The 19,779-nt window shown below is 35.8% G+C and carries 15 protein-coding genes; 4 read left to right on the plus strand and 11 right to left on the minus strand.

Annotation, left to right across the window (positions count from 1 at the left end):
* Positions 1-213: 213 nt before the first annotated feature.
* The 5 genes from GIY83_RS10745 to GIY83_RS10765 form a co-directional block, all read right to left on the minus strand.
* Positions 214-2,238: a heavy metal translocating P-type ATPase gene (locus GIY83_RS10745; protein WP_208686901.1), complete on the minus strand. Its 2,025-nt coding sequence runs from the start codon at positions 2,236-2,238 to the stop codon at positions 214-216.
* Between the two features lie 277 nt (positions 2,239-2,515).
* Positions 2,516-3,787, minus strand: coding sequence for an efflux RND transporter periplasmic adaptor subunit (locus GIY83_RS10750; protein WP_194616647.1), 1,272 nt, complete (start codon positions 3,785-3,787; stop codon positions 2,516-2,518).
* A gap of 1 nt (position 3,788) precedes the next feature.
* A complete protein-coding gene (locus GIY83_RS10755; RefSeq protein WP_208686903.1) occupies positions 3,789-5,039 on the minus strand; it encodes a TolC family protein in 1,251 nt (416 codons plus the stop codon).
* A gap of 133 nt (positions 5,040-5,172) precedes the next feature.
* Entirely contained in the window at positions 5,173-8,325 is a 3,153-nt protein-coding gene (locus GIY83_RS10760) for an efflux RND transporter permease subunit (RefSeq protein WP_208686905.1), read from the minus strand.
* Positions 8,326-8,422: 97 nt separating this feature from the next.
* Complete coding sequence (locus tag GIY83_RS10765; RefSeq protein ID WP_229029294.1) at positions 8,423-8,746, minus strand: DUF6660 family protein; 324 nt, start codon at positions 8,744-8,746, stop codon at positions 8,423-8,425.
* A 101-nt stretch (positions 8,747-8,847) separates the two neighbouring features.
* On the opposite strand from GIY83_RS10765, the gene GIY83_RS24915 reads away from it, so the two are divergent.
* Both GIY83_RS24915 and GIY83_RS10770 read left to right on the plus strand, forming a co-directional pair.
* Complete coding sequence (locus tag GIY83_RS24915; protein WP_229029296.1) at positions 8,848-8,985, plus strand: hypothetical protein; 138 nt, start codon at positions 8,848-8,850, stop codon at positions 8,983-8,985.
* A gap of 48 nt (positions 8,986-9,033) precedes the next feature.
* Entirely contained in the window at positions 9,034-9,540 is a 507-nt protein-coding gene (locus GIY83_RS10770; RefSeq protein ID WP_229029297.1) for an outer membrane beta-barrel protein, read from the plus strand.
* Positions 9,541-9,731: 191 nt separating this feature from the next.
* Here GIY83_RS10770 and GIY83_RS10775 read toward each other — a convergent pair whose 3' ends face one another.
* The 5 genes from GIY83_RS10775 to GIY83_RS10795 form a co-directional block, all read right to left on the minus strand.
* The gene (locus GIY83_RS10775; protein WP_208686907.1) at positions 9,732-10,316 is read right to left on the minus strand and encodes a chemotaxis protein CheB; all 585 of its coding nucleotides are present in this window, start codon (positions 10,314-10,316) and stop codon (positions 9,732-9,734) included.
* Positions 10,298-11,107 (minus strand): protein-glutamate O-methyltransferase CheR, encoded by an 810-nt coding sequence (locus GIY83_RS10780; protein ID WP_208686909.1) that lies wholly within the window; start codon positions 11,105-11,107, stop codon positions 10,298-10,300. Before GIY83_RS10780 ends, GIY83_RS10775 begins: the two co-directional genes overlap by 19 nt.
* Positions 11,108-11,113: 6 nt before the next feature.
* Positions 11,114-11,479 (minus strand): response regulator, encoded by a 366-nt coding sequence (locus GIY83_RS10785; RefSeq protein WP_194616642.1) that lies wholly within the window; start codon positions 11,477-11,479, stop codon positions 11,114-11,116.
* 246 nt (positions 11,480-11,725) lie between these two features.
* Positions 11,726-15,295 (minus strand): response regulator, encoded by a 3,570-nt coding sequence (locus GIY83_RS10790; RefSeq protein WP_194616641.1) that lies wholly within the window; start codon positions 15,293-15,295, stop codon positions 11,726-11,728.
* A 49-nt stretch (positions 15,296-15,344) separates the two neighbouring features.
* Positions 15,345-16,559, minus strand: coding sequence for a response regulator (locus tag GIY83_RS10795; protein ID WP_208686911.1), 1,215 nt, complete (start codon positions 16,557-16,559; stop codon positions 15,345-15,347).
* Positions 16,560-16,860: 301 nt separating this feature from the next.
* On the opposite strand from GIY83_RS10795, the gene GIY83_RS10800 reads away from it, so the two are divergent.
* Both GIY83_RS10800 and GIY83_RS10805 read left to right on the plus strand, forming a co-directional pair.
* The gene (locus tag GIY83_RS10800) at positions 16,861-17,709 is read left to right on the plus strand and encodes an SDR family oxidoreductase (protein WP_208686913.1); all 849 of its coding nucleotides are present in this window, start codon (positions 16,861-16,863) and stop codon (positions 17,707-17,709) included.
* Between the two features lie 229 nt (positions 17,710-17,938).
* On the plus strand, positions 17,939-18,202 hold the full coding sequence (locus GIY83_RS10805) for a SemiSWEET family sugar transporter (protein WP_194616638.1): 264 nt from the start codon (positions 17,939-17,941) through the stop codon (positions 18,200-18,202).
* Between the two features lie 338 nt (positions 18,203-18,540).
* Here the strand turns inward: GIY83_RS10805 and GIY83_RS10810 are convergent, their stop codons facing one another.
* Positions 18,541-19,371 (minus strand): hypothetical protein, encoded by an 831-nt coding sequence (locus tag GIY83_RS10810; RefSeq protein ID WP_208686915.1) that lies wholly within the window; start codon positions 19,369-19,371, stop codon positions 18,541-18,543.
* Between the last annotated feature and the right edge of the window lie 408 nt (positions 19,372-19,779).

Below are 19,779 nucleotides of genomic sequence, written 5' to 3' on the forward strand. Positions count from 1 at the left end.
ATGTAAAATTATAAAAGGCGTTTCACTCACATTAACTAATCCCGCTAGCTATCGGGACTATGTGTGAAGAAACTAGTTTCTTTTTTTCGCACTCTTTAAACATCTAAAACCTATGTTTCTATGTTTTTATTTTTTTTTTTGAATTACAACCAACAGTTTAATTGTAATAAATAGAAAATCCCAATTCAAACGAATGAATTGGGATTTTTTTATTTAAGTGAAATTATTAAACTTCATTTTCTGAATTCTCACGGCATTTAATATCGCTAACAAAGCCACTCCAACATCAGCAAAAACAGCTTCCCACATCGTGGCAAGTCCGCCCGCACCCAGAATTAATACAAAAGCTTTTACTACAAAAGCCAAAGTAATATTCTGCCAAACGATTTTTTTGGTTTGTTTCCCAATATTGATCGCCATTGCAATCTTGCTTGGTCTATCGTCCTGAATCACCACATCGGCAGTTTCGATCGTGGCATCGCTTCCTAAACCTCCCATTGCAATTCCTACGGTGCTTAAGGCTATTACAGGTGCATCATTTACACCATCGCCCACAAAAGCTACCGTTTCGTTTTTGGCTTTAATCTCGTTGAGTTTATTCACTTTATCTTCCGGAAGTAAATCTCCAAAAGCATTTGCGATTCCTAATTTATCAGCAACAAATTGTACCACATTTGTTTTATCACCACTCAGCATGGTTACCTTAACGCCTAATGCTTTTAGTTTGCTTACTGCTTCCTGAGCATCTTCTTTTATTTCATCGGCAATAGTCAAATATCCTGCGAATTTATTATCGTAGGCAATGGCAATCGTAGTATACACCACTGAATTTGGATCGATATCATATTGAATCTTGAATTTATCCATCAGTTTGAAATTCCCAACATGCAATTCTTTTCCGTTGATTTCGGCTTTTAAACCATGTCCGGAAATTTCTTCTACATTTTTCAATTCAATTGAAGCATCAATCTGTCCCACATGATTGTGAATGGCCGTTGCCACAGGATGCGTACTTTGGCTTTCCAGAACATTAACGAGTTTCAGAATCTCAGCTTTATCAAAACCTTCCTGAATAATAACTTCCTGAACTTTAAAAACACCTTCGGTCATGGTTCCGGTTTTATCCATCACCACATTCTGAATGGTTGAAATGCTATCCAAAAAATTACTTCCTTTAAACAGGATTCCGTTTTTACTTGCAGCGCCAATTCCGCCAAAATATCCTAACGGAATACTAATTACCAATGCACAAGGACATGAAATTACAAGGAATACCAAAGCTCTGTACAGCCAGTCACTAAAGACATAATTGTCTACAAAAAGCCATGGCAATACACAAATCGCAATTGCCAGATACACCACGATTGGCGTATAAATCTTAGCAAATTTTCTGATAAATAATTCGGCTGGAGCTTTTTTGGTCGTGGCATTTTGTACCATTTCCAAGATCTTAGAAAGCTTGCTGTCTTTATAAGCCGTTGTTACTTTTACTAAAGCAATCGTGTTTCCGTTGATCATTCCGGCCAGAACAGTTTCTCCTTTTACCTTGGTATCCGGTTTGCTTTCACCCGTTAATGCTGCGGTATTAAACGAAGCAGAATCTGATAGTAATTCGCCATCCAGACCTAATTTTTCTCCTGCTTTAAGCTGAATTACAGATCCTATCGTAACATCTGCCGCTTTTACTTTTGTAGCAACGTTATTTTCTAAAACATTTACTTCGTCAGGGCGCTGATCCAACAGGCTTTTTATATTCGATTTTGCACGGCTTACGGCCAATCCCTGAAAGTTTTCTCCAATGGTGTAAAACAGCATTACAGCAACACCTTCGGGATATTCGTCAATGGCAAAAGCACCAATTGTCGCAATACACATCAGGAAAAACTCTGAGAAAACATCACCTTTCATGATGCTTTCGTAAGCTTCTCTCAAAACCGGAAGTCCAACAGGCAAATAAGCCACGATATACCAGGCAATTCTAACATAACCCGTAAACCAGGTTTGCGGAAAATAATTATCCAGACCAATCCCAATAAGCAGTAATACCAATGAGATTATCGCCGGTAAAAATATTTTAAACAAACCGCCCTCAGCGTTGTGTTCATGATCGTGACCGTCTCCATCTCCGTGATCGTGTCCGTCATTATTAGAATGAACGGGTTCGTCATGTGAACAACAGCAGGTAGATTGTTTTGGTTTCTTTTTTGTTATTTTTTCTTCTGTATGTATATGTTCCATAAAATGAGTCTCAAATGTTATTTGTTTAAAGTTTAAACTTTGTTTAAATATGTTCTAAATTTACGGATTTTGAGCGAATTGTCTATAGGCAGCGTTTTATTTAATCTCGCAAAGTCGCAGAGCCGCAAAGTTTTTTAAGTTTATTTGATTTTCTCTCATAAAACTTAAAAACATAATACAAGAAAAAATTTGCGGCTCTGCGACTTTGCGAGCAAATTCTACACCAGCTAAAAAACTTAGCATCTTAGTAACTCAGCAACTTAGCAACTAAAAAAAATTAGTGACTATGCTCCCCTCCGCCTTTCATTGCCGAAAGCAAATAAAAAGCGCCTTTTGTTACAATTTTTGCATTGGCAGGAATTTCATCTACAAACTTTATTTCTGTAAAACCTAAGTCTGTTGTTCCGGGAATCACTTCGATGGCTTTAAAATGAATTTCTTTTTCATGAGGCGTTTCTGTTTCACCTTTATTTTCTTCGTGTTTCTCATGTTCTTCGTGTTCGTCTTCCTGAATATAGACAAAATACTTATCTGCATTTCGAACCACAGCATCTTTTGGTACAGCAGGAACAGTCGCATTGGTAATGTTGATATTCGCCGAAACGTACATTCCCGGAATCAGTCCTTTTGCGTCATCTGATTCGATTTTGGCATGAACGGCAACGGTTTTACTTTCGTTAGAAAAAGATTTATTGATCCCGAAGATTTTTCCTTTTATCGATTTGTTCGACTGATTGGTCAATACAAAATCAATTATCTGTCCGATCGAAATAGAGCCTAAATCTTTCTCATACACATTTAAGTCTAAGTGCATTTGAGTATTATCAACAACTTCAAACAATGTTACTCCGGTTTGTGCGTAGGCTCCTTTTGCAATTTTTATATTCCCAACATAACCGCTTATTGGCGCTACAATTGGCACTAACGAAGTACTGCCTTTTGTACTCACGTGCAAGGCATCTAATTTATTTTTTGCTGCCTGTGCTCTGGCTCTTTCTGCTGCCAGTTTTGATTTTACTTCCTGAAAAACTTTCCTTGGGTTTACATTTTCATCGCTTAAGGTTTTCTGACGGTTGTATTCTAATTGCAAGTATTCGATATTGGCTGTAGCCGAATGATAATCTTCCTGCATTTCAATCACTTCCAGATTCTGAATCGTTGCCAAAACCTTTCCTTTGTTGACATAAGTACCTTCCAAAACAAAAATATCCTTCACGGTTCCTCCTATCAAAGTCGAAACTTCGGCAGAATTTTGTGGCGGAACTGTAGTATAACCGTTGGCTTTTATGACTTTGTTCAGGTTTCTGTTTTCTACAAATCCTGTTTCGATGCCGACGGTTTTGTATTGCGATTCATTTAGAGCTACTTCTGTTTGCGATTTTTCTTCTTCTTGTGGCTCTTCTGCTTTCTTTTCATTACAAGATGCGAAAGATATAACCGCAATGCACCCAAAGAAAAAGCGCGAAGCACGTAAGGAAATTAAACTTTGCGACCTTTGCGATACAACCTTAGCGTTCTTTGCGGTTAGATAATTAAATATATTTTTCATTTTAATTGTTTTTGATGGTTGGAAATTGAAGCTCGATGGCACTTTGATTAAAATTATGAGTCGCCTCTGTATATTGTTTTTTAATATCAATTGCCTGATTCAAAAAACTGATGTACGCCCAATAACTCATATCGCCATTGGCATAACTTTTTTGCGCAGTAGTGATAATCTGATCTGCATATTGCAATCCTTCTTTCTGGAAATAATCTAATGCTTTTTGCTGTTTTGCATAATTGTTTTGTAACTCTTGTCTTTGCAGATTCAGCGTTAGTTTATTTTTATCTAAAGCCAATTTCGATTGCGAAATACTAATCGCCGAAGCCTGTGCTCTGGCTGTATTCACGCCTCCAAACAACGGAATTTGCAATCCGGCAGTAAATCCCTGATACAATGATTTGGTGTCGATTGTTTGCGCAAAATAACCTATTCCTATTTTCGGAATTCGCATGGCTTTATACGTATTGGCTTCTTTTTGAGAAACCGAAATTTGCTGCTGGTAATAATCGCTCATTAAGTTTTCTGCTTTCGAATTTCCTTCTTCTTTTATAATAGTATATTGTAATGCTGTTTTATCATCGGGAACAATATTTTCATCAGTCTGAACAAAAAACTGCAATTGCTTTTGGTAAATTGCCAAATCAAATTCTAATTGTGCTTTTTGCGTTTCGATCTCTTTTACTTTCGCTTTAGCACTAATAACTTCAATGTTTCCGCTTTCTCCGGTTTGAAAACGGAGTTCTGCATTCTTTAAGAATTTGGTATAAATATCATTGAGTTCCGAGTTTAATTTCTGAATCGAAACACCATACAAATATTGATAATAGGCCAAGGTTACGGCTTTTTCGATTTCATAAGAAGATAAGGCTTTACGTTTTTCGGCCAGTTTTACCAATTCCTCCTGCAATTGACGATTGGCTTTGGTGATGCTTCCCAGTGGAAAAAACTGCTGCACCGAAACGTTGTGGTCATAATCCACACTATTGAATTGTCCGCCCTGATATTGCACTTGTAGCGGTTCCGGCTGAAATGCGGTCTTTTTCAGAACGGTTTGTCTTTCTATTTCCTTATCGGCAATTTTTAAATCGATGTTGTTTGATTTGGCAAGTTCTATGGCTTTTTCAAGAGTGATTTTTTCTTGTGCTGATGATACTGTACTTGTCAATAGGAACGTACCTAACCGCAAAGTTCGCAAAAGGTTTTTCGCAAAGTTCGCAAAGGTGTTTGTGTTTATATTATATTTTATACTTTTCATTTTTCTCTTGTAATTTTTGTTTCACGCAGATTTTTAAAAAATTTAAGCTGATATGCGCAGATTATTTTTTATAATATTTTAATTTAAATCTGCTTCAATCTGCATAATCTGCGTGAAACATTTTTTCCTATTTTTAAATTTCATTGCGTTCTTCGCGTAAATCCTCGCGCTCTTTGCGTTTAAACCTACTTTCCAACAGCAAATACAAAATCGGTAAAACAATCAGCGTCAATAATGTGGCTGAGAATAAACCGCCAATTACTACGGTTGCTAAAGGTTTTTGCACCTCTGCTCCTCCACTCGTTGACAATGCCATTGGTAAAAATCCTAAAGAGGCTACGGCAGCCGTCATTAAAACAGGGCGTAATCTCGTTTTGGTTCCTATTAAAACTCTTTGCAGCGGATCTGATATTCCTTCGGTTTTTAGTTGATTGAAATACGAGATCAATACGATTCCGTTTAGAACCGCGATTCCGAAGAGGGCTATAAAACCAATTCCTGCCGAAATACTAAACGGCATTCCGCGCATCCAGAGCGCAAAAACACCACCGATGGCTGATAACGGAATTGCAGTAAAAATTAGTCCTGCTTGTTTGAAACTTTTAAAAGTGAAATAAAGCAATACTAATATTAATCCTAAAGCGATTGGCAAAGCGATCGAAAGTCGTTTGGTGGCTTCGATTAAATTCTCGAACTGACCGCCATAGGTCACGTAATAACCCGCAGGAAGTTTAAAGTTTTTATCCAGTTTTTGCTGAATTTCCTCTACTACACTTTTTATGTCGCGGCCGCGAACGTTTAATCCAACGGTGATTCTGCGTTTTCCGTCTTCACGAACTACTTGTACAGGGCCTTGCTCATAATCAACCGTTGCAACTTGCGAAAGTGGTACTTGCTGCCCGTTTGGTAAAGGAATAAACAAATTACTCACATCGGTAATATCAGCGCGATTGCCTTCGTTCATTCTCACTACAACATCAAATCTTTTGCTTTCGTCGTAGATTTTTCCGGCGCTTTCTCCGGCAAATGATGAACGGATAATTCTATTGATATCTGAAATATTCAAACCGTATAAAGCGATTTTATTGTAATCATATTTGATGGTAATTTGAGGTAAACCCGTTACTTTATCCGCTTTTAAATCTCCAATTCCTTCGATGCTTTTTATCTTCGAAATTAACTCGGTTGCTTTGGCATCCAGAATTTCCAGATCATCACCAAAAATTTTGATGGCGATATCGCTTCGGCTTCCGGTCATTAATTCATTGAAACGCATTTGTATAGGCTGTGAAATCTCAATATTGGCTCCCGGAATGACTTCCATTTCTTCTTTCATGGCATTAGCCAGTTCTTCCCAATTGTGATATTTTCGTCCCCATTCTTTTTTGTCCTTTAGAACAATAATCAAATCGCCACTTTCAATAGGCATAGGATCTGTGGGGATTTCCCCACTTCCTATTTTGGTTACTATTGTTTTTATCTCCGGAAATTTTGCTTTTAATATTTGCTCGTATTTCGTGGTAGTTTCTACCATCTGCGTAAGCGAACTTCCGGTCATAATAGTGGCGTTTATGGCTAAATCTCCTTCTTCGATAGTCGGGATAAATTCTCCTCCCATACTATTAAAAACAATTAATCCCAAGGCAAATAGACCCAATGCAATTCCTAAAACAATCTTTTTAAATTGCAGTGCTTTTTCTAATAATGGAGTATAAAATGCCTCTAAACAAGCCATCATTCTGTCGCTGAAATTTTCTTTGTGTTCTGTCTTTTTAGATAAGAATAAAGCGCTCATCATAGGCACATAAGTCAACGAAAGGATAAATGCTCCGGCAACAGCAAAACCAACAGTCATTGCCATGGGTTTGAACATTTTACCTTCGGTTCCTACCAAAGCCAGGATAGGCAGATAAACAATCAAAATGATGATTTCTCCAAAGGCCGCACTGTTTCTGATTTTCGAAGCCGAATTGTAAACTTCAACATCCATTTCGCCTTGCGATAATTCTTTTTTCCGTTTCAATTGCTGCAAATGATGCATTGTGGCTTCGACAATAATTACAGCTCCGTCGACAATGATTCCAAAATCGATTGCTCCCAGACTCATTAAGTTTCCACTTACACCAAAGGCATTCATTAATATAATAGCAAAAAGCATCGCTAACGGAATTACCGAGGCAACGATTAAACCCGCACGAAGATTACCAAGGAATAAGATCAGGACAAAAATCACGATCAAAGCTCCTTCTAATAAGTTTTTTGTAACAGTTCCGATCGCGTTATCGACTAGTTTTCCTCTGTCTATAAAAGCTTCGGCAACAACACCTTCGGGTAAACTTTTATTGATCTGAATCATTCTTTCTTTGATTCTGTCTACAACGGCGCTGGAGTTTTCACCTTTTAACATCAAAACCATTCCGGAAACAATTTCTCCTTTTCCGTCTTTGGTTGATGCTCCGTAACGCAGGGCAACGCCTTCACGAACTTCGGCAACATCACGGACTAAAACGGGCGAACCGTTTCGGTTTTTTACCACGACATTTCCAAGGTCTTTTGTTCCTTTTGCCATTCCGACACCGCGAATAAAATAGGCTAATTGATCCTTTTCGATATAAGCGCCTCCGGTATTTTGGTTGTTTTTTTCTAAAGCATCAAAAATTTCAGTAATTGTAACGCCTAAACTATTTAGGGTATTGGGGTTCACAGCAATTTCGTATTGTTTTAATTTCCCGCCCCAGGTACTTACATCTGCAACGCCTTTGACGCCCTGCAATTGCGGAATAATAATCCAGTCCTGAATGGTTCTAAGTTTTACTGCATCGTATTTGTTTTCGTAGCCTTTTTTGGCATATACATCATATTGGTAAATTTCTCCTAAACCTGTCGAAATAGGTGCTAATTCAGGAGTTCCTGCATAATCGGGAATATTTTCTTCGGCTTGTTTTAGGCGTTGAAATATTTGTTCCCTTGCCCAATAAATATCGACATCGTCTTCGAAAACAACGGTAACAACTGATAATCCGAAACGCGAAATACTACGGAGTTCTATAATATCCGGAACCGTTTTTACGGCTTGCTCCAGCGGATAGGTTATTAATTGCTCAACTTCCTGACTGGCCAAAGTGGGTGCTGTCGTGATAATTTGTACCTGATTATTGGTAATATCCGGCAAAGCATCCAGTGGTAAGTGTTTGAGCGAATAGCTTCCCCAAGCTATTAATATAAGGGTAAATAGTAGTATAACGAACTTATTCTTTATACTAAACTGTATAATTTTATCTAACATTTTAAGGGTATAATGACATGAGAAATTAGACAAAGTTTTGCCTATTACTTCTGTGGAAAATCCACAACTCTCTAACCCGAACTTAATCAGGCAATCATTATGCTATTTGAGGGGGTTGCCAAATACTTCCGTAGAAATTAGAAGCAGCAACTGAGGTATAATTGGGTAATGGAATTGAAATAATGGAATATGCTACAGGAAATTCAAAACTTACAGCAGTCTGATAACTTAAAACCTGAGCACCACAGCAATTACAAGCGCAAAACGGAGAACACAAATCATTGTCTTTATCATGAGTATGATTGGCTTCTGATGAAAACTGGGCCGTTTTATGAGCAGCACTATTTACTTCCATATCTGCACAGGGCATACTGGAAAGTGCCATTAAATAAATCGACAATATGATGTTTATCCATTTCACAACACAAAAGTAACATTTATTTCTATTATAAAAATCTAAATGTTTGAAAATGATATTCGTAAAAAAAAAAAGATAAAAGTGTTTTAATTTCTTTAATTTTTGTGGATAAATTAAATTCTCCTTTTTTGGAGTTTGGGCTCGAAGGCGGCGCGAATTTCTCTGACGTTTCGGGTCTTGAATCTTCGGGAACGAATGTTGGGTTTAATCTTAGTTTTTATTTTGACATTCGATCTAAATAAAATCCTGCCTGGATGATCAATACGGGGTAATAGTAAAATCGCCTATGGGTGGCACACGGAATTCCGGTTTATTCTTTAAACGATGCGAATCTGGATAATACTTTTGCTGGCGGAAGTGTGAATCGCGAATTCAGGTATTTTAATGTGCCTATTTTAATTAAATATCAGTTTAAAAATAGAATATATCTTAAAACAGGGCCTCAGTTTGGTTTATTAGCCAAAACTTTTGATGAATTTAAACAAGAATACGGTAAAGACGATGTGATTTATAAAAAGAATATCCGCGATCAGATACGGGTTATTGATGCGGGTGTGGCACTTGGTGCGGGTTATCATATGAATGTGGGTAACGGTTTAAACATAACAGTTCAATATTATTATGGTCTGGTTCCGGTAATGAAAGGCGACAGGCCAAATGTATACAACAGATCTTTGTATTTAACGGCTGGAATACCTATAGGTAAAGGTAGAGCGGCACAAAGAAGGGCTGAAAAAGAGGCTGAATTGAATAAGGTTGTCCTTCCGGAAGATGAAGCGCCTAAACCTAAAAAATAGTATTAAAAGTCTACAATTCGTGCCGTCAGGCACAAAATCTTGGTAGAAAATCAGATGTAGGAACAGATTTAGCGTGCCGTAGGTACACCATATCAATCGCTTTATTGCGTACCTACGGCACGCCAGCATATCATAAACTAAATTTCTACCATATGTAGCCTAACTGCACATCCAACTCTTTATTTGGATTATTAAGTATTAATAGCACTGATAAACTCTAATATTTCCTGATTGTTTAAAACAAAATCGGGACTGGTGTTTAAAATAGCATTATGAGGCATAAAAGGCATCTCTGCTACGGTTGGGTTTTGTACGACAATGGTTCCTCCTGCGGCTTTAATGGCTTTTAAACCATAAGTCCCATCGGTATTAGAACCTGACAATAAAATTCCAATTAAAGCTTCTCTGTAAATCTCTGATGCTGATTCAAACGAAACATCGATACTTGGACGGCTATAATTAATTTTCTCTGATATATCTAACGAAAGGGTATCGTTTCTTTCGAATAATAAATGATAATTAGATGGCGCGACATAGATGTATCCTGGCACAAGGGGCACTTTATCCTCGACTATTTTTACAGTAATATTCGATTTCAGGGCAATTAATTCCTCTAAAGTCTGATCATCTGTGCTTTTTCTGTGTAAAACAATTACGATGGCAAAACCATTTAATTGTGATAGATCAGGCAAAATTTGCATTAAAGCGTTTAAACTTCCTGCAGATCCGCCTATTATTACTACTTTACAGCCTGATATTATTTTATTTTCCTCCATATTTTTTCTTTATCCAACTGTTTGTATTTATTCATAGGAATAGAATATTTTATAGTTTCTTTGGTTCCAAGTGCCAGGAAACCTAAAACAGACAGACTTTCATCGAATAAATTAATGACTCTTTTTTGAAGATCATTATCAAAATAAATTAAAACATTACGGCATAAAATAAGGTCAAACTCATTAAATGAAGTATCTGAAACTAAATTATGCTGTGAGAAGACCATTTTTTCGGCCAGTTCTTCATTAAACTTGGCAATACCATAATTGGCAATATAATAATTCGAAAAATCTTCCTGTCCGCCTGCATCGCGATAGTTTTCTGAGTATTCTTTCATCATCCTTAAAGGGAAGATTCCTTTTTTGGCTGTTTCTAAAACCGTTGCATTAATGTCTGTTGCATAAATTAAGGATTTATGCAGCAAACCGGCTTCTTTTAGCATAATAGCCATCGAGTACACTTCTTCGCCCGTAGAACATCCTGCGTGCCATAATCTAATAAATGGTTTTGTACCTAATAAGGGTAATATTTGATTTCGAACTACGGCATAAAAGGAAGGATCACGAAACATCTCGGTAACATTGACCGTGATTTCGTCGATCATTCGTTTATAATATTCAGGATCATAACGAACCCTGGAAAGAAATTCATGAAAATGCATAAATCCGTCAAGATGAATTAGTCTGTTTACACGTCTTTTTAGAGAAGCGCGTGAATAACTACTAAAGTCAAAACCATAATATTCATATATCTCATTAATAAGCGTTTCTAACTCAATATCCTCAATCATATTCCATTAAATTTTGCCTAAAATAAGCAGTAATTTATCTACATCTACCGGTTTAGATATATACGCATCTGCCCCAGCCTCTAAACATTTTTCTTTATCTCCTACCATCGCCTGCGCCGTTACTGCTACAACAAACGTCGATCTCCTGTTAGGCAATGCTTTTATTAACGGAATAGCATCATAACCATCCATTTCGGGCATCATCATATCGATCAGGACAGCATCGATGTGTTCATCAGTACTCAATAATTTTAATGCTTCTTCAGCACTTAAACAAGACAAGCAATCAAATGATTTCGCACGTAAAGTGTGTTCTAAAGCAAAAATATTTCTAGAGTCATCATCAATAATTAAAAGTCTTTTTTTATTCATTTCGCCCACTTTTTATTTGGTTTGTTTTTTTGTAACGAATTATTTTTTTTGTAAAGTTTTTTATTTCAAAGATTAAAACTTTTTTGTTTCACGCAGATTTAAAAAGATTAAAGCAGATTTAATTTTAGATTTTATTAAATAATCTGTGCACATCTGCTTGAATCTTTTTAAATCTGCGTGAAATTAGCATCAAATAATCTGCCTGAGTTATTTTAATCTCTGGCTAACTTTTTCTTTGTAATCTATTTATATCTTATCATACAGCCACACTCGCAATAACGAAAGCAGCTGATCAATATCGACCGGTTTGGTAATATAATCTGATGCTCCTGCTTTGATACATTTTTCTCTGTCGCCTGTCATTGCTTTGGCTGTAACGGCTATTAAAGGTAAATTTAAAAACTTAGGCATGCTACGAATTTTTTCGGCTGTTTCATAACCGTCCATATTAGGCATCATCATATCCAGTAAAACAATATCAGTATCGTCGTGTTCTTCCAGGATTTTGATGGCTTCTTTACCATCAAAAGCGGTAATAACATTCATTTTAAAAACTTCTAAGGCTTTTGTCAACGAATAAATATTACGAACATCGTCATCTACAATTAATACCTTTTTATCGTGCAGGATATTATTTAGTAAATTTAGCTTTTTATAGCTTTCTTTATTGTCTTTTCCTTCTTTTTTATCTTCGACCAAATGCAGAAATAGGGAAACTTCGTCTAACATTCTTTGGTACGAATGCGCTGTTTTTACAATAATCGAATCGGCGTATTTTTTAATTTTTACTTCTTCTTTCATCGATAAACTTTTTCCTGTAAAGACAATTACTGGCAAGTTTTCTAATCCCGGAGATTTCTTTACACCATCAAGAATTTGATAAGCGTGTTTGTCCGGAATTCCCATATCAAGAATAACACAATCTACTTCTGTCTTATTCAAAGCTTCTAATCCTTGCGAAACTTCGCTTTTTATTTCTGAATTAATATTATAAGTTTCTAAGAAATAAGCCAGCGCTTTAGCATGTTTTGGATTATCCTCGATGATTAAAACTTTTTGTGCTTCTTTATTAATGATATGCTCGATTCGTAAAAATACATCCGGAATTTTCTCGAAAGCGACCGGTTTGTCTAAGAAGTCTACTGCTCCTTTTAGTAAACTTTCCTGTTTTAATTTGTGCGATGACATAATATGAACCGGAATATGTTTGGTTGCTGAGTGATTTTTTAATTCTTCTAAAACTTCCCAACCGCTTTTTATTGGTAACTCTATATCTAATAAAACACCAACCGGATTGTAAAGCAATGCAAAATTTAAAGCATAATCGCCTCGCACGGAAACAACTCCTTTATAGCCTTTTTTTCTGGTGAAGGTTAGAAGCGATTTGGCAAAATTAATATCGTCCTCTACAATCATAATTACCTTATCGCTAGGTAAAATTGAATCTCTGTCGTCTTCAATTTCGGCAGGAATAGTTTCGCTTATGTATTTTTTCTTTGGCGGCGCTTTTTCATCCGGTTCTACTTCTGTAAATTCTGTTGGCGGAATCTTCTCTACATTAATTTTATGAACAGCAGATCCAAAAACAGGCAGACATAAAGTAAACGAACTACCTTCGTTCTCCTTACTATGCAATATAATTTCTCCACGAAGCAGTTTTGCCAATTCACGGCTAATCGACAATCCTAAACCGGTTCCGCCATATTTACGTTTGGTAGAACCATCGGCTTGTTGAAACGCTTCGAAAATTAAAGGCTGTTTCTCTAACGGGATTCCGATTCCGGTATCTTTTACAATAAAGCAAATGATTTTATCATCGTCGGTATTGATTTTAATTTCTACACTAACCGTTCCTTTTTCGGTAAATTTAATCGCATTCGAAATCAGGTTTTTCAAAATTTGCTCTAAACGCATTTTGTCTGTCTTGATAACAATTGGTGCATCTTTAGAGATAATTTCAAACTTAATTCCTTTTTCTTTTGCCACCTGATTAAACAAGTTCCATAAAGTATCTGTGATTTCTTTGGTTGAAACGTCCAGGAATTCAAGCTCCATTTTACCGGCTTCAATTTTAGACAAATCAAGAATTTCATCAATCAGTCCTAACAAACTATTTCCAGAACTCTGGATTACTTTGGCAAACTCAATTTCTTCTTCGACCATGCTTTTGTTATTATTTTCAGATAACAAACGGCTTAAAAGTAAAATCGAGTTTAAAGGTGTTCTCAATTCGTGCGACATATTCGCCAAAAACTCTGACTTATAACGAGTTGTAAGTTCTAAAGCTTCAGATTTTTTCTGAATTTCATTGTTTTTTTCTTCTAATAAAACACTTCTTTCAGACAATTCTTCGTTGGTCTGCTCTAACTCTTCCTGTTGTACACGTAACTCTTCTTCAGAAGCCTGAAGTTTCTCTGTTTGCGCTTCTAACTCGGCATTAATTGCTTCTAATTCGCTATGCTGTACCTGAAGTTCCTCAGACTGAGATTTGGTTTCTTCCAGCAATTCCATCACTCGTTTTCTGTTTTGAGTCGATTTAATGGCAATTCCTATGTTGTTTGCAACGCTTTTCAAAAATTCTAAATGCAGGTCCGAAAATCCGTAAATACTCGCCAACTCTATAGCACCTTCAACTCTCGTATCTAATAACGGAACTGCTACAATATGTGTTGGTTTTATTTGTCCCAAAGCATAATTAATCTGGATATCATCTGGAGATAAAGATTTTAATTCCAGAATTTTTCCTGAAACAATGGCCTGACCAATTAAACCTTCTCCTTTTTGAATGCGTTCACGATTTTTGCCTGGTATATAACTGTAACCTCCTGAAACAAAAAGTTCATTATCTTCTAAAATATATAAAACTCCCGCACTGCTATTGGTATATTGGCACACAAATTCGATCACATCTTTTGATAATTTCTGCATCGTTTTATCACCCAGCATTACATTATTAAGATTTGCAATTCCGGTTTGAAGCCATTCTTTTTGAGATAATAAATCGAAAGAATTTTTTAAAGAAACTCCCATACTATTTAGAGATTCTCCTACATTTCCTAAAGCATCAGCCTTGTTATCGTCTACCCTGATATCATAGTTTCCGTTCGAAATATTACTGGCAATAGAACTTATGGCTTCGATTCTTTGCGCTGTTTCGCGGTCTTTTTTCTCTAATTCATTCTGAAGTAAAGCACGCTCGTTGAAATCTTTCAAAATTCGGATCAAAAAGACAATCGAAATAACGAAAGCAATTATAAAAGCGACAATAATCAGGACAATGCTATAAGTACCGTAACGTTCTGAGTTTTCGTTGCGTACTTTTAAAAGGTTTTGTTCTGTATTTTCAACAGTTTTTATTTGTGCACGCAAATCACTCATCATATTTCGACCTTCGGCAAGATCAAATGTAGCGGAGTTTTTTCCGAGACGTTTCTTTACAATTTGATTGTTTAAGTATTTAAAAAAGTTTTCACGTTGCACTTTTAGCTCCTTTAACTGCATTTGTTGCGACGGATTATCAACCGTAAGTTCAGTTACCTTATCAAAGAAAACTTTCGATTTTGCTTCGGCATCATTGTATCGGTCTACAAATTGTTCGTCGCCCGTAATCAAATAGCCTCGCATACTGGTTTGTGCCTCAGTAATTATAGCCGAACCTTCGTTCAGGTTATAAATAACTTCCTGAGTATGGTTTACCCACGAATTACTGTCTAATAAGCTTTTTATACTAAGAAATGAAGCTGTAGAACTGATCATTAGTACCAACAATGAGACTAACGAACTGATTAACAAATTTCTTTTAAAATTACTCTTCATGTTTTTTGGTTATAATTATTGGTATTTTAAAGGGAAAATATACTTTTGTTTACTCGTATTTTAGAGGCAGGATAATAATAAAGCTTGCGCCCTGTCCTACCTGACTTTTTGCTGTAATTAATCCATTGTGTTTTTCGATGATTTTTTTTGCAATTGCCAATCCAATTCCGGTTCCTTCGTAGGACTGGCGATCGTTTAGACTCTGGAAAATAATAAATATCCTGTCGAGATAAATTTCATCAAAACCAATTCCGTTATCCTTTACTGTAATTCTGCAAAATTTCCCTTCCGGGGAAGTTGGACTCTCAAACGATTTATCAGAAATGATTTCCGAAGTAATTTCGATTAAGGGATGTTGAGAGTTTCCGGAGAATTTTAAGGCATTCCCGATCAAATTCTGGAAAACTTGTCGCAACTGACTCGGGATACTATCTATCGTAGGAAGTTCATTCGATTTTATAGTGGCGTTTTTTCTTTCGATCAAATAATCAAAATCAGATAAAACTTCCTGCAGCACCACATTCAAATCTGTTACTTCGGGTTTTACCTGGGATGATAATCTCGAATACGCCAATAAATCGGTAATTAAAGTCTGCATTCTTTCTGCCGATTTTATGGTACGATTTACATAATCAACTGCTTTTGCATCATCGGCCAGATAAAGCTCTTTGATGATTTTTATAAAGATCTGAATCTTTCGTATAGGTTCATTTAAATCGTGCGAAACTACCCAGGAAAATTGTTGGAGTTCGTGATTTTTCATCTCTAATTCTTCGTTTTTCAAAACCAGTTCCCTGGTTCTTTCGGCGATCTTAATTTCGAGATTATCCTGAGCTTCTTTTCTAATGATGATTTCTTTAGAAAGAAGTTCTTTCATTCCTTTTAATTCTCTTTGCTGTTCGTATAGTTTTAAAAAGGTTTTTACTTTTAAAATCAGCAAATCACTGTCAACAGGTTTGGTAATATATTCGACAGCACCGGTTTCATATCCTTTAAAAATATACTTTTTTTCGATGTTAAGCGCTGATAGAAAAATAACAGGAATGTCTTTGGTTCGTTTATTACCCGAGAGAATTTTTACAACTTCAAAACCGTCAAGTCCAGGCATCTGAACATCCATGATAATCAGGCAATAATCTGTCTTTAAAATCTTTTTCAGGGCTTCTTCACCAGACTCGGCAGTATCCACATCAATGTCATGTAGCTCTAATGTTTTCTTCAAAGCAATAATATTTGCCTTTATATCGTCAACGATTAATACCATACTGGTTGGGGAGTAAAGTTCTATGAATTAAAATTTGTTTTTAGTTTGAAAATCACTTTGAAAAATGTCATAAAAAATAGCTGATCCTATTTTTAGATAACGTTAGTCAAACCTTCAAATTTATAAAAAAAAAGAAGACAGCACTTTTATTGAAAATTTAATTAGTTACATAATTCCCATGTTGAACATTAAAAATATGTAAGGCTTTTTTATTGCGATAATCTTAAATTTCTTTCGGTTAATACATTGAATTATCATTAACTATTTTAGAGTCAGATTAATTGCTTCAAAATGACATGTTATGAAAAAGATGAAAACATTTCCAGAACAAAAACAAAACCTTCCAGGCAACGAACACCTAATGCGTCCGGAACCTGAAATTATACGAGAAAACTACACAGGAAGCGGAAAACTTTTAGGAAAAGTAGCTTTTATAACCGGTGGAGACAGTGGTATTGGCCGAAGTGTTGCCGTACATTTTGCCAGAGAAGGAGCTGATATTGCTATTGTTTACCTCAAAGAAGATAAAGATGCTAAAGATACACAAGCCTTAATTGAAAAAGAAGGCCGACAATGTTTGATTATTAGCGGAGATTTGAAGGAGGAGAAATTTTGCAAAAGTGCCGTAAAAAAATGCCATACTCATTTTAAAAAAATAAATATTGTGGTGAATAATGCTGCAGTACAGTTCCCTCAAACCGAATTGGAAGATATAACCGCAGCGCAGCTTCATAAAACATTCGAAACCAATATTTATCCGTACTTTTATATTACAAAGGCTGCTCTATCATTGCTAAAAGAAGGTGATACCATAATTAATACAAGTTCAGTCACGGCGTATCGCGGCAGCGAACATCTTGCAGATTACGCCAGTACAAAAGGTGCCATCGTAAGTTTTACCAGATCATTATCTACCATGCTTGCCAAGAAAAAAATCCGTGTAAACGGAGTCGCTCCAGGCCCAATATGGACTCCGCTTATAGTAGCGAGTTTCGATACATTATCTGATTTTGGAAAAGACAATCCAATGGAACGAGCCGGTCAACCCTCAGAAGTTGCTCCCGCATACGTATTCCTGGCCGGCGAAGACAGCAGTTATATCACCGGACAATTTATACATATTAATGGCGGTGAAATGATTGGAGGATAGTTTTTTTTTAAGATGCTAAGTTGCTAAGTCTCTAAGTTACTAAGCTTTATTCTTAAATAAATTAATGCACTTAAAAAACAACTTTGCTCCCCATAGCTATTGGGATTGCGAGAGCAAAAAACTCAGCCACTTAGAGACTTAGCAACTCAGTAACTTAAAAAAATGCGCCTTTGCGCCTTCGCGAGATTAAAAAAATCAGCCACTTAGTAACTCAGTAACTTTAAAAAAAATGAACTTAATAGATATTGTTGGACTCTTCGCCGGAACCTGTGTTACAATATCAGTGATTCCGCAGATTATAAAAGTCTGGAAAACTAAAAAAGTGAAACAAATATCACTTAAAACCTTTAGCATCCTCACTTTCGGAATTTTGGTTTGGATTATTTACGGCATTTTAAAAAATGATCTGCCTATAATAATTACCAACAGCGTCTCGTTATGCCTGAATTTGATTATGGTGTATTTTATTATTTATTATGAGAAGGAGAGCTAGTACTGAATTGCTAAGTTGCTGAGTTTTTTAATCTCGTAAAGACGTAAAGGCGCAAAGTTTTTTTAAGTTTATTATTGAAATCCGCGAAAATCTGCGCTTTCGCTAAGCGAATCAGTATCATCCGCGGGCAATCTTAGCCATAAAGACACAAGCTTTTTTTTGCCACGAAGGCACTAAGGCACAAAGCTTTTAAGTTTCATCATAAAAACCCGCGTTTTCGCAAAGCGAATCAGTATCATCCGAGGACTATCTTAAGCGCAATGCTTAACGACATCCCATAAAAAAACAGCTCGTAGAAAAGCTGTTTTTTCGTAAAGAAGTAGTATATATAATGCTTATTAGCTAGCTAATTTTTGATTGAATGGCTTATATGATAAATGATATTTTTCTTTAAAAATACGTGGCAAATAGTGTCGGCTGGCTAATCCTGCAGCATTTATAACTTCAGAAATATTCATGTGTGAAATTCTTTTAATCTCGTTAATTTGTCTTGCTGCCAGATTTACGATAGGATCAAACGTACTCATGTAATTGTAACTATGTTGGGCTATCTCCATCTCGATAATCTCTTTTAGTATCAGTTTTTTAATCAGGTTTCTAACAATTCCTTGTTGCGGAAGTGTTTTTAACTCCTGCCATTTCTGAATTACTTTTAAGCTCTCTGATCCTGTATAAATATAATTTCCCGATTCGTTCATGAATCTTTTCTTTAATTGGGTAATCATTTCAAAATTCTGATCCCCTTCTCCCCCCGTTGTTGGCATTCCAATTAAAGAGAACTGAATGTGCTTATGACTTTCAAAATACAAAACACTATTGATAACCGATGTATTGCTTAAAACTCCAGTTTGATTTTTTTTAATGCTTTTTTTCTCGCCATTAGCACCAAAACTATGGGCTAAGTTTCCGTTTTCGCAATACGCAAAAAGTATCGGAGCAGATTTAAAAGCTTCTACACTTAAGGTAATATCCTCATTAAATACAAGGTCAAAATGCATATGAGACATTTTATTTTCAAAACAAACGCCGCTAATAGTTCCTTTTGCCCATTTCGATTTAATAATCAAATTGTATTCGTTATTATTGGTAATCAATTCGGCGTTAAAACTATCTTTAAGGTTATTAAAAATAGCATTAAATCCTCCTGTATTTAAGTATAGTTTTTTCATAATGTTCTGGTTTTTATAAAATGGTTCGTACTTATTTACGTACAAAACCCAACTTTGGTTTTTTATCTTATTTTGATAATTCAAATTTCAGAAATATTGTTAATCAAACCTTTATACAATTTCAATCAGATATTTCATAATTATTACAAGGGTTGTTTTTACTACTAAGACAGTTTGTTTTTTTTGCCGCGAAGACACTAAGACACAAAGTTTTTTGAACAGGATTATTAAAATTTCACGTAAAGACGCAGAGTCGCAAAGATTTAATCTCTTTTCTTTGCGACTCTGCGTCTTTGCGCGATTATCTATTAAACATTAATTAAATTCTTTATGCCTTAGTGGTAAGAAAAAAAACTTAGAACCTTAGCAGCTTAACAACTCAGAAAATCAGAAACTTATAAAAAAACA

The sequence above is a fragment of the Flavobacterium sp. SLB02 genome (assembly GCF_009664855.1).
GTDB lineage: Bacteria > Bacteroidota > Bacteroidia > Flavobacteriales > Flavobacteriaceae > Flavobacterium.

Excerpts from the sequence above, each read along its gene's own strand:
- GIY83_RS10745 (WP_208686901.1), bottom strand. The coding sequence starts at position 2,238 with ATGGAACATATACATACAGAAGAAAAAATAACAAAAAAGAAACCAAAA.
- GIY83_RS10750 (WP_194616647.1), bottom strand. The coding sequence starts at position 3,787 with ATGAAAAATATATTTAATTATCTAACCGCAAAGAACGCTAAGGTTGTA.
- GIY83_RS10755 (WP_208686903.1), bottom strand. The coding sequence starts at position 5,039 with ATGAAAAGTATAAAATATAATATAAACACAAACACCTTTGCGAACTTT.
- GIY83_RS10760 (WP_208686905.1), bottom strand. The coding sequence starts at position 8,325 with ATGTTAGATAAAATTATACAGTTTAGTATAAAGAATAAGTTCGTTATA.
- GIY83_RS10775 (WP_208686907.1), bottom strand. The coding sequence starts at position 10,316 with ATGGAGGAAAATAAAATAATATCAGGCTGTAAAGTAGTAATAATAGGC.
- GIY83_RS10780 (WP_208686909.1), bottom strand. The coding sequence starts at position 11,107 with ATGATTGAGGATATTGAGTTAGAAACGCTTATTAATGAGATATATGAA.
- GIY83_RS10785 (WP_194616642.1), bottom strand. The coding sequence starts at position 11,479 with ATGAATAAAAAAAGACTTTTAATTATTGATGATGACTCTAGAAATATT.
- GIY83_RS10790 (WP_194616641.1), bottom strand. The coding sequence starts at position 15,295 with ATGAAGAGTAATTTTAAAAGAAATTTGTTAATCAGTTCGTTAGTCTCA.
- GIY83_RS10795 (WP_208686911.1), bottom strand. The coding sequence starts at position 16,559 with ATGGTATTAATCGTTGACGATATAAAGGCAAATATTATTGCTTTGAAG.
- GIY83_RS10800 (WP_208686913.1), top strand. The coding sequence starts at position 16,861 with ATGAAAAAGATGAAAACATTTCCAGAACAAAAACAAAACCTTCCAGGC.
- GIY83_RS10805 (WP_194616638.1), top strand. The coding sequence starts at position 17,939 with ATGAACTTAATAGATATTGTTGGACTCTTCGCCGGAACCTGTGTTACA.
- GIY83_RS10810 (WP_208686915.1), bottom strand. The coding sequence starts at position 19,371 with ATGAAAAAACTATACTTAAATACAGGAGGATTTAATGCTATTTTTAAT.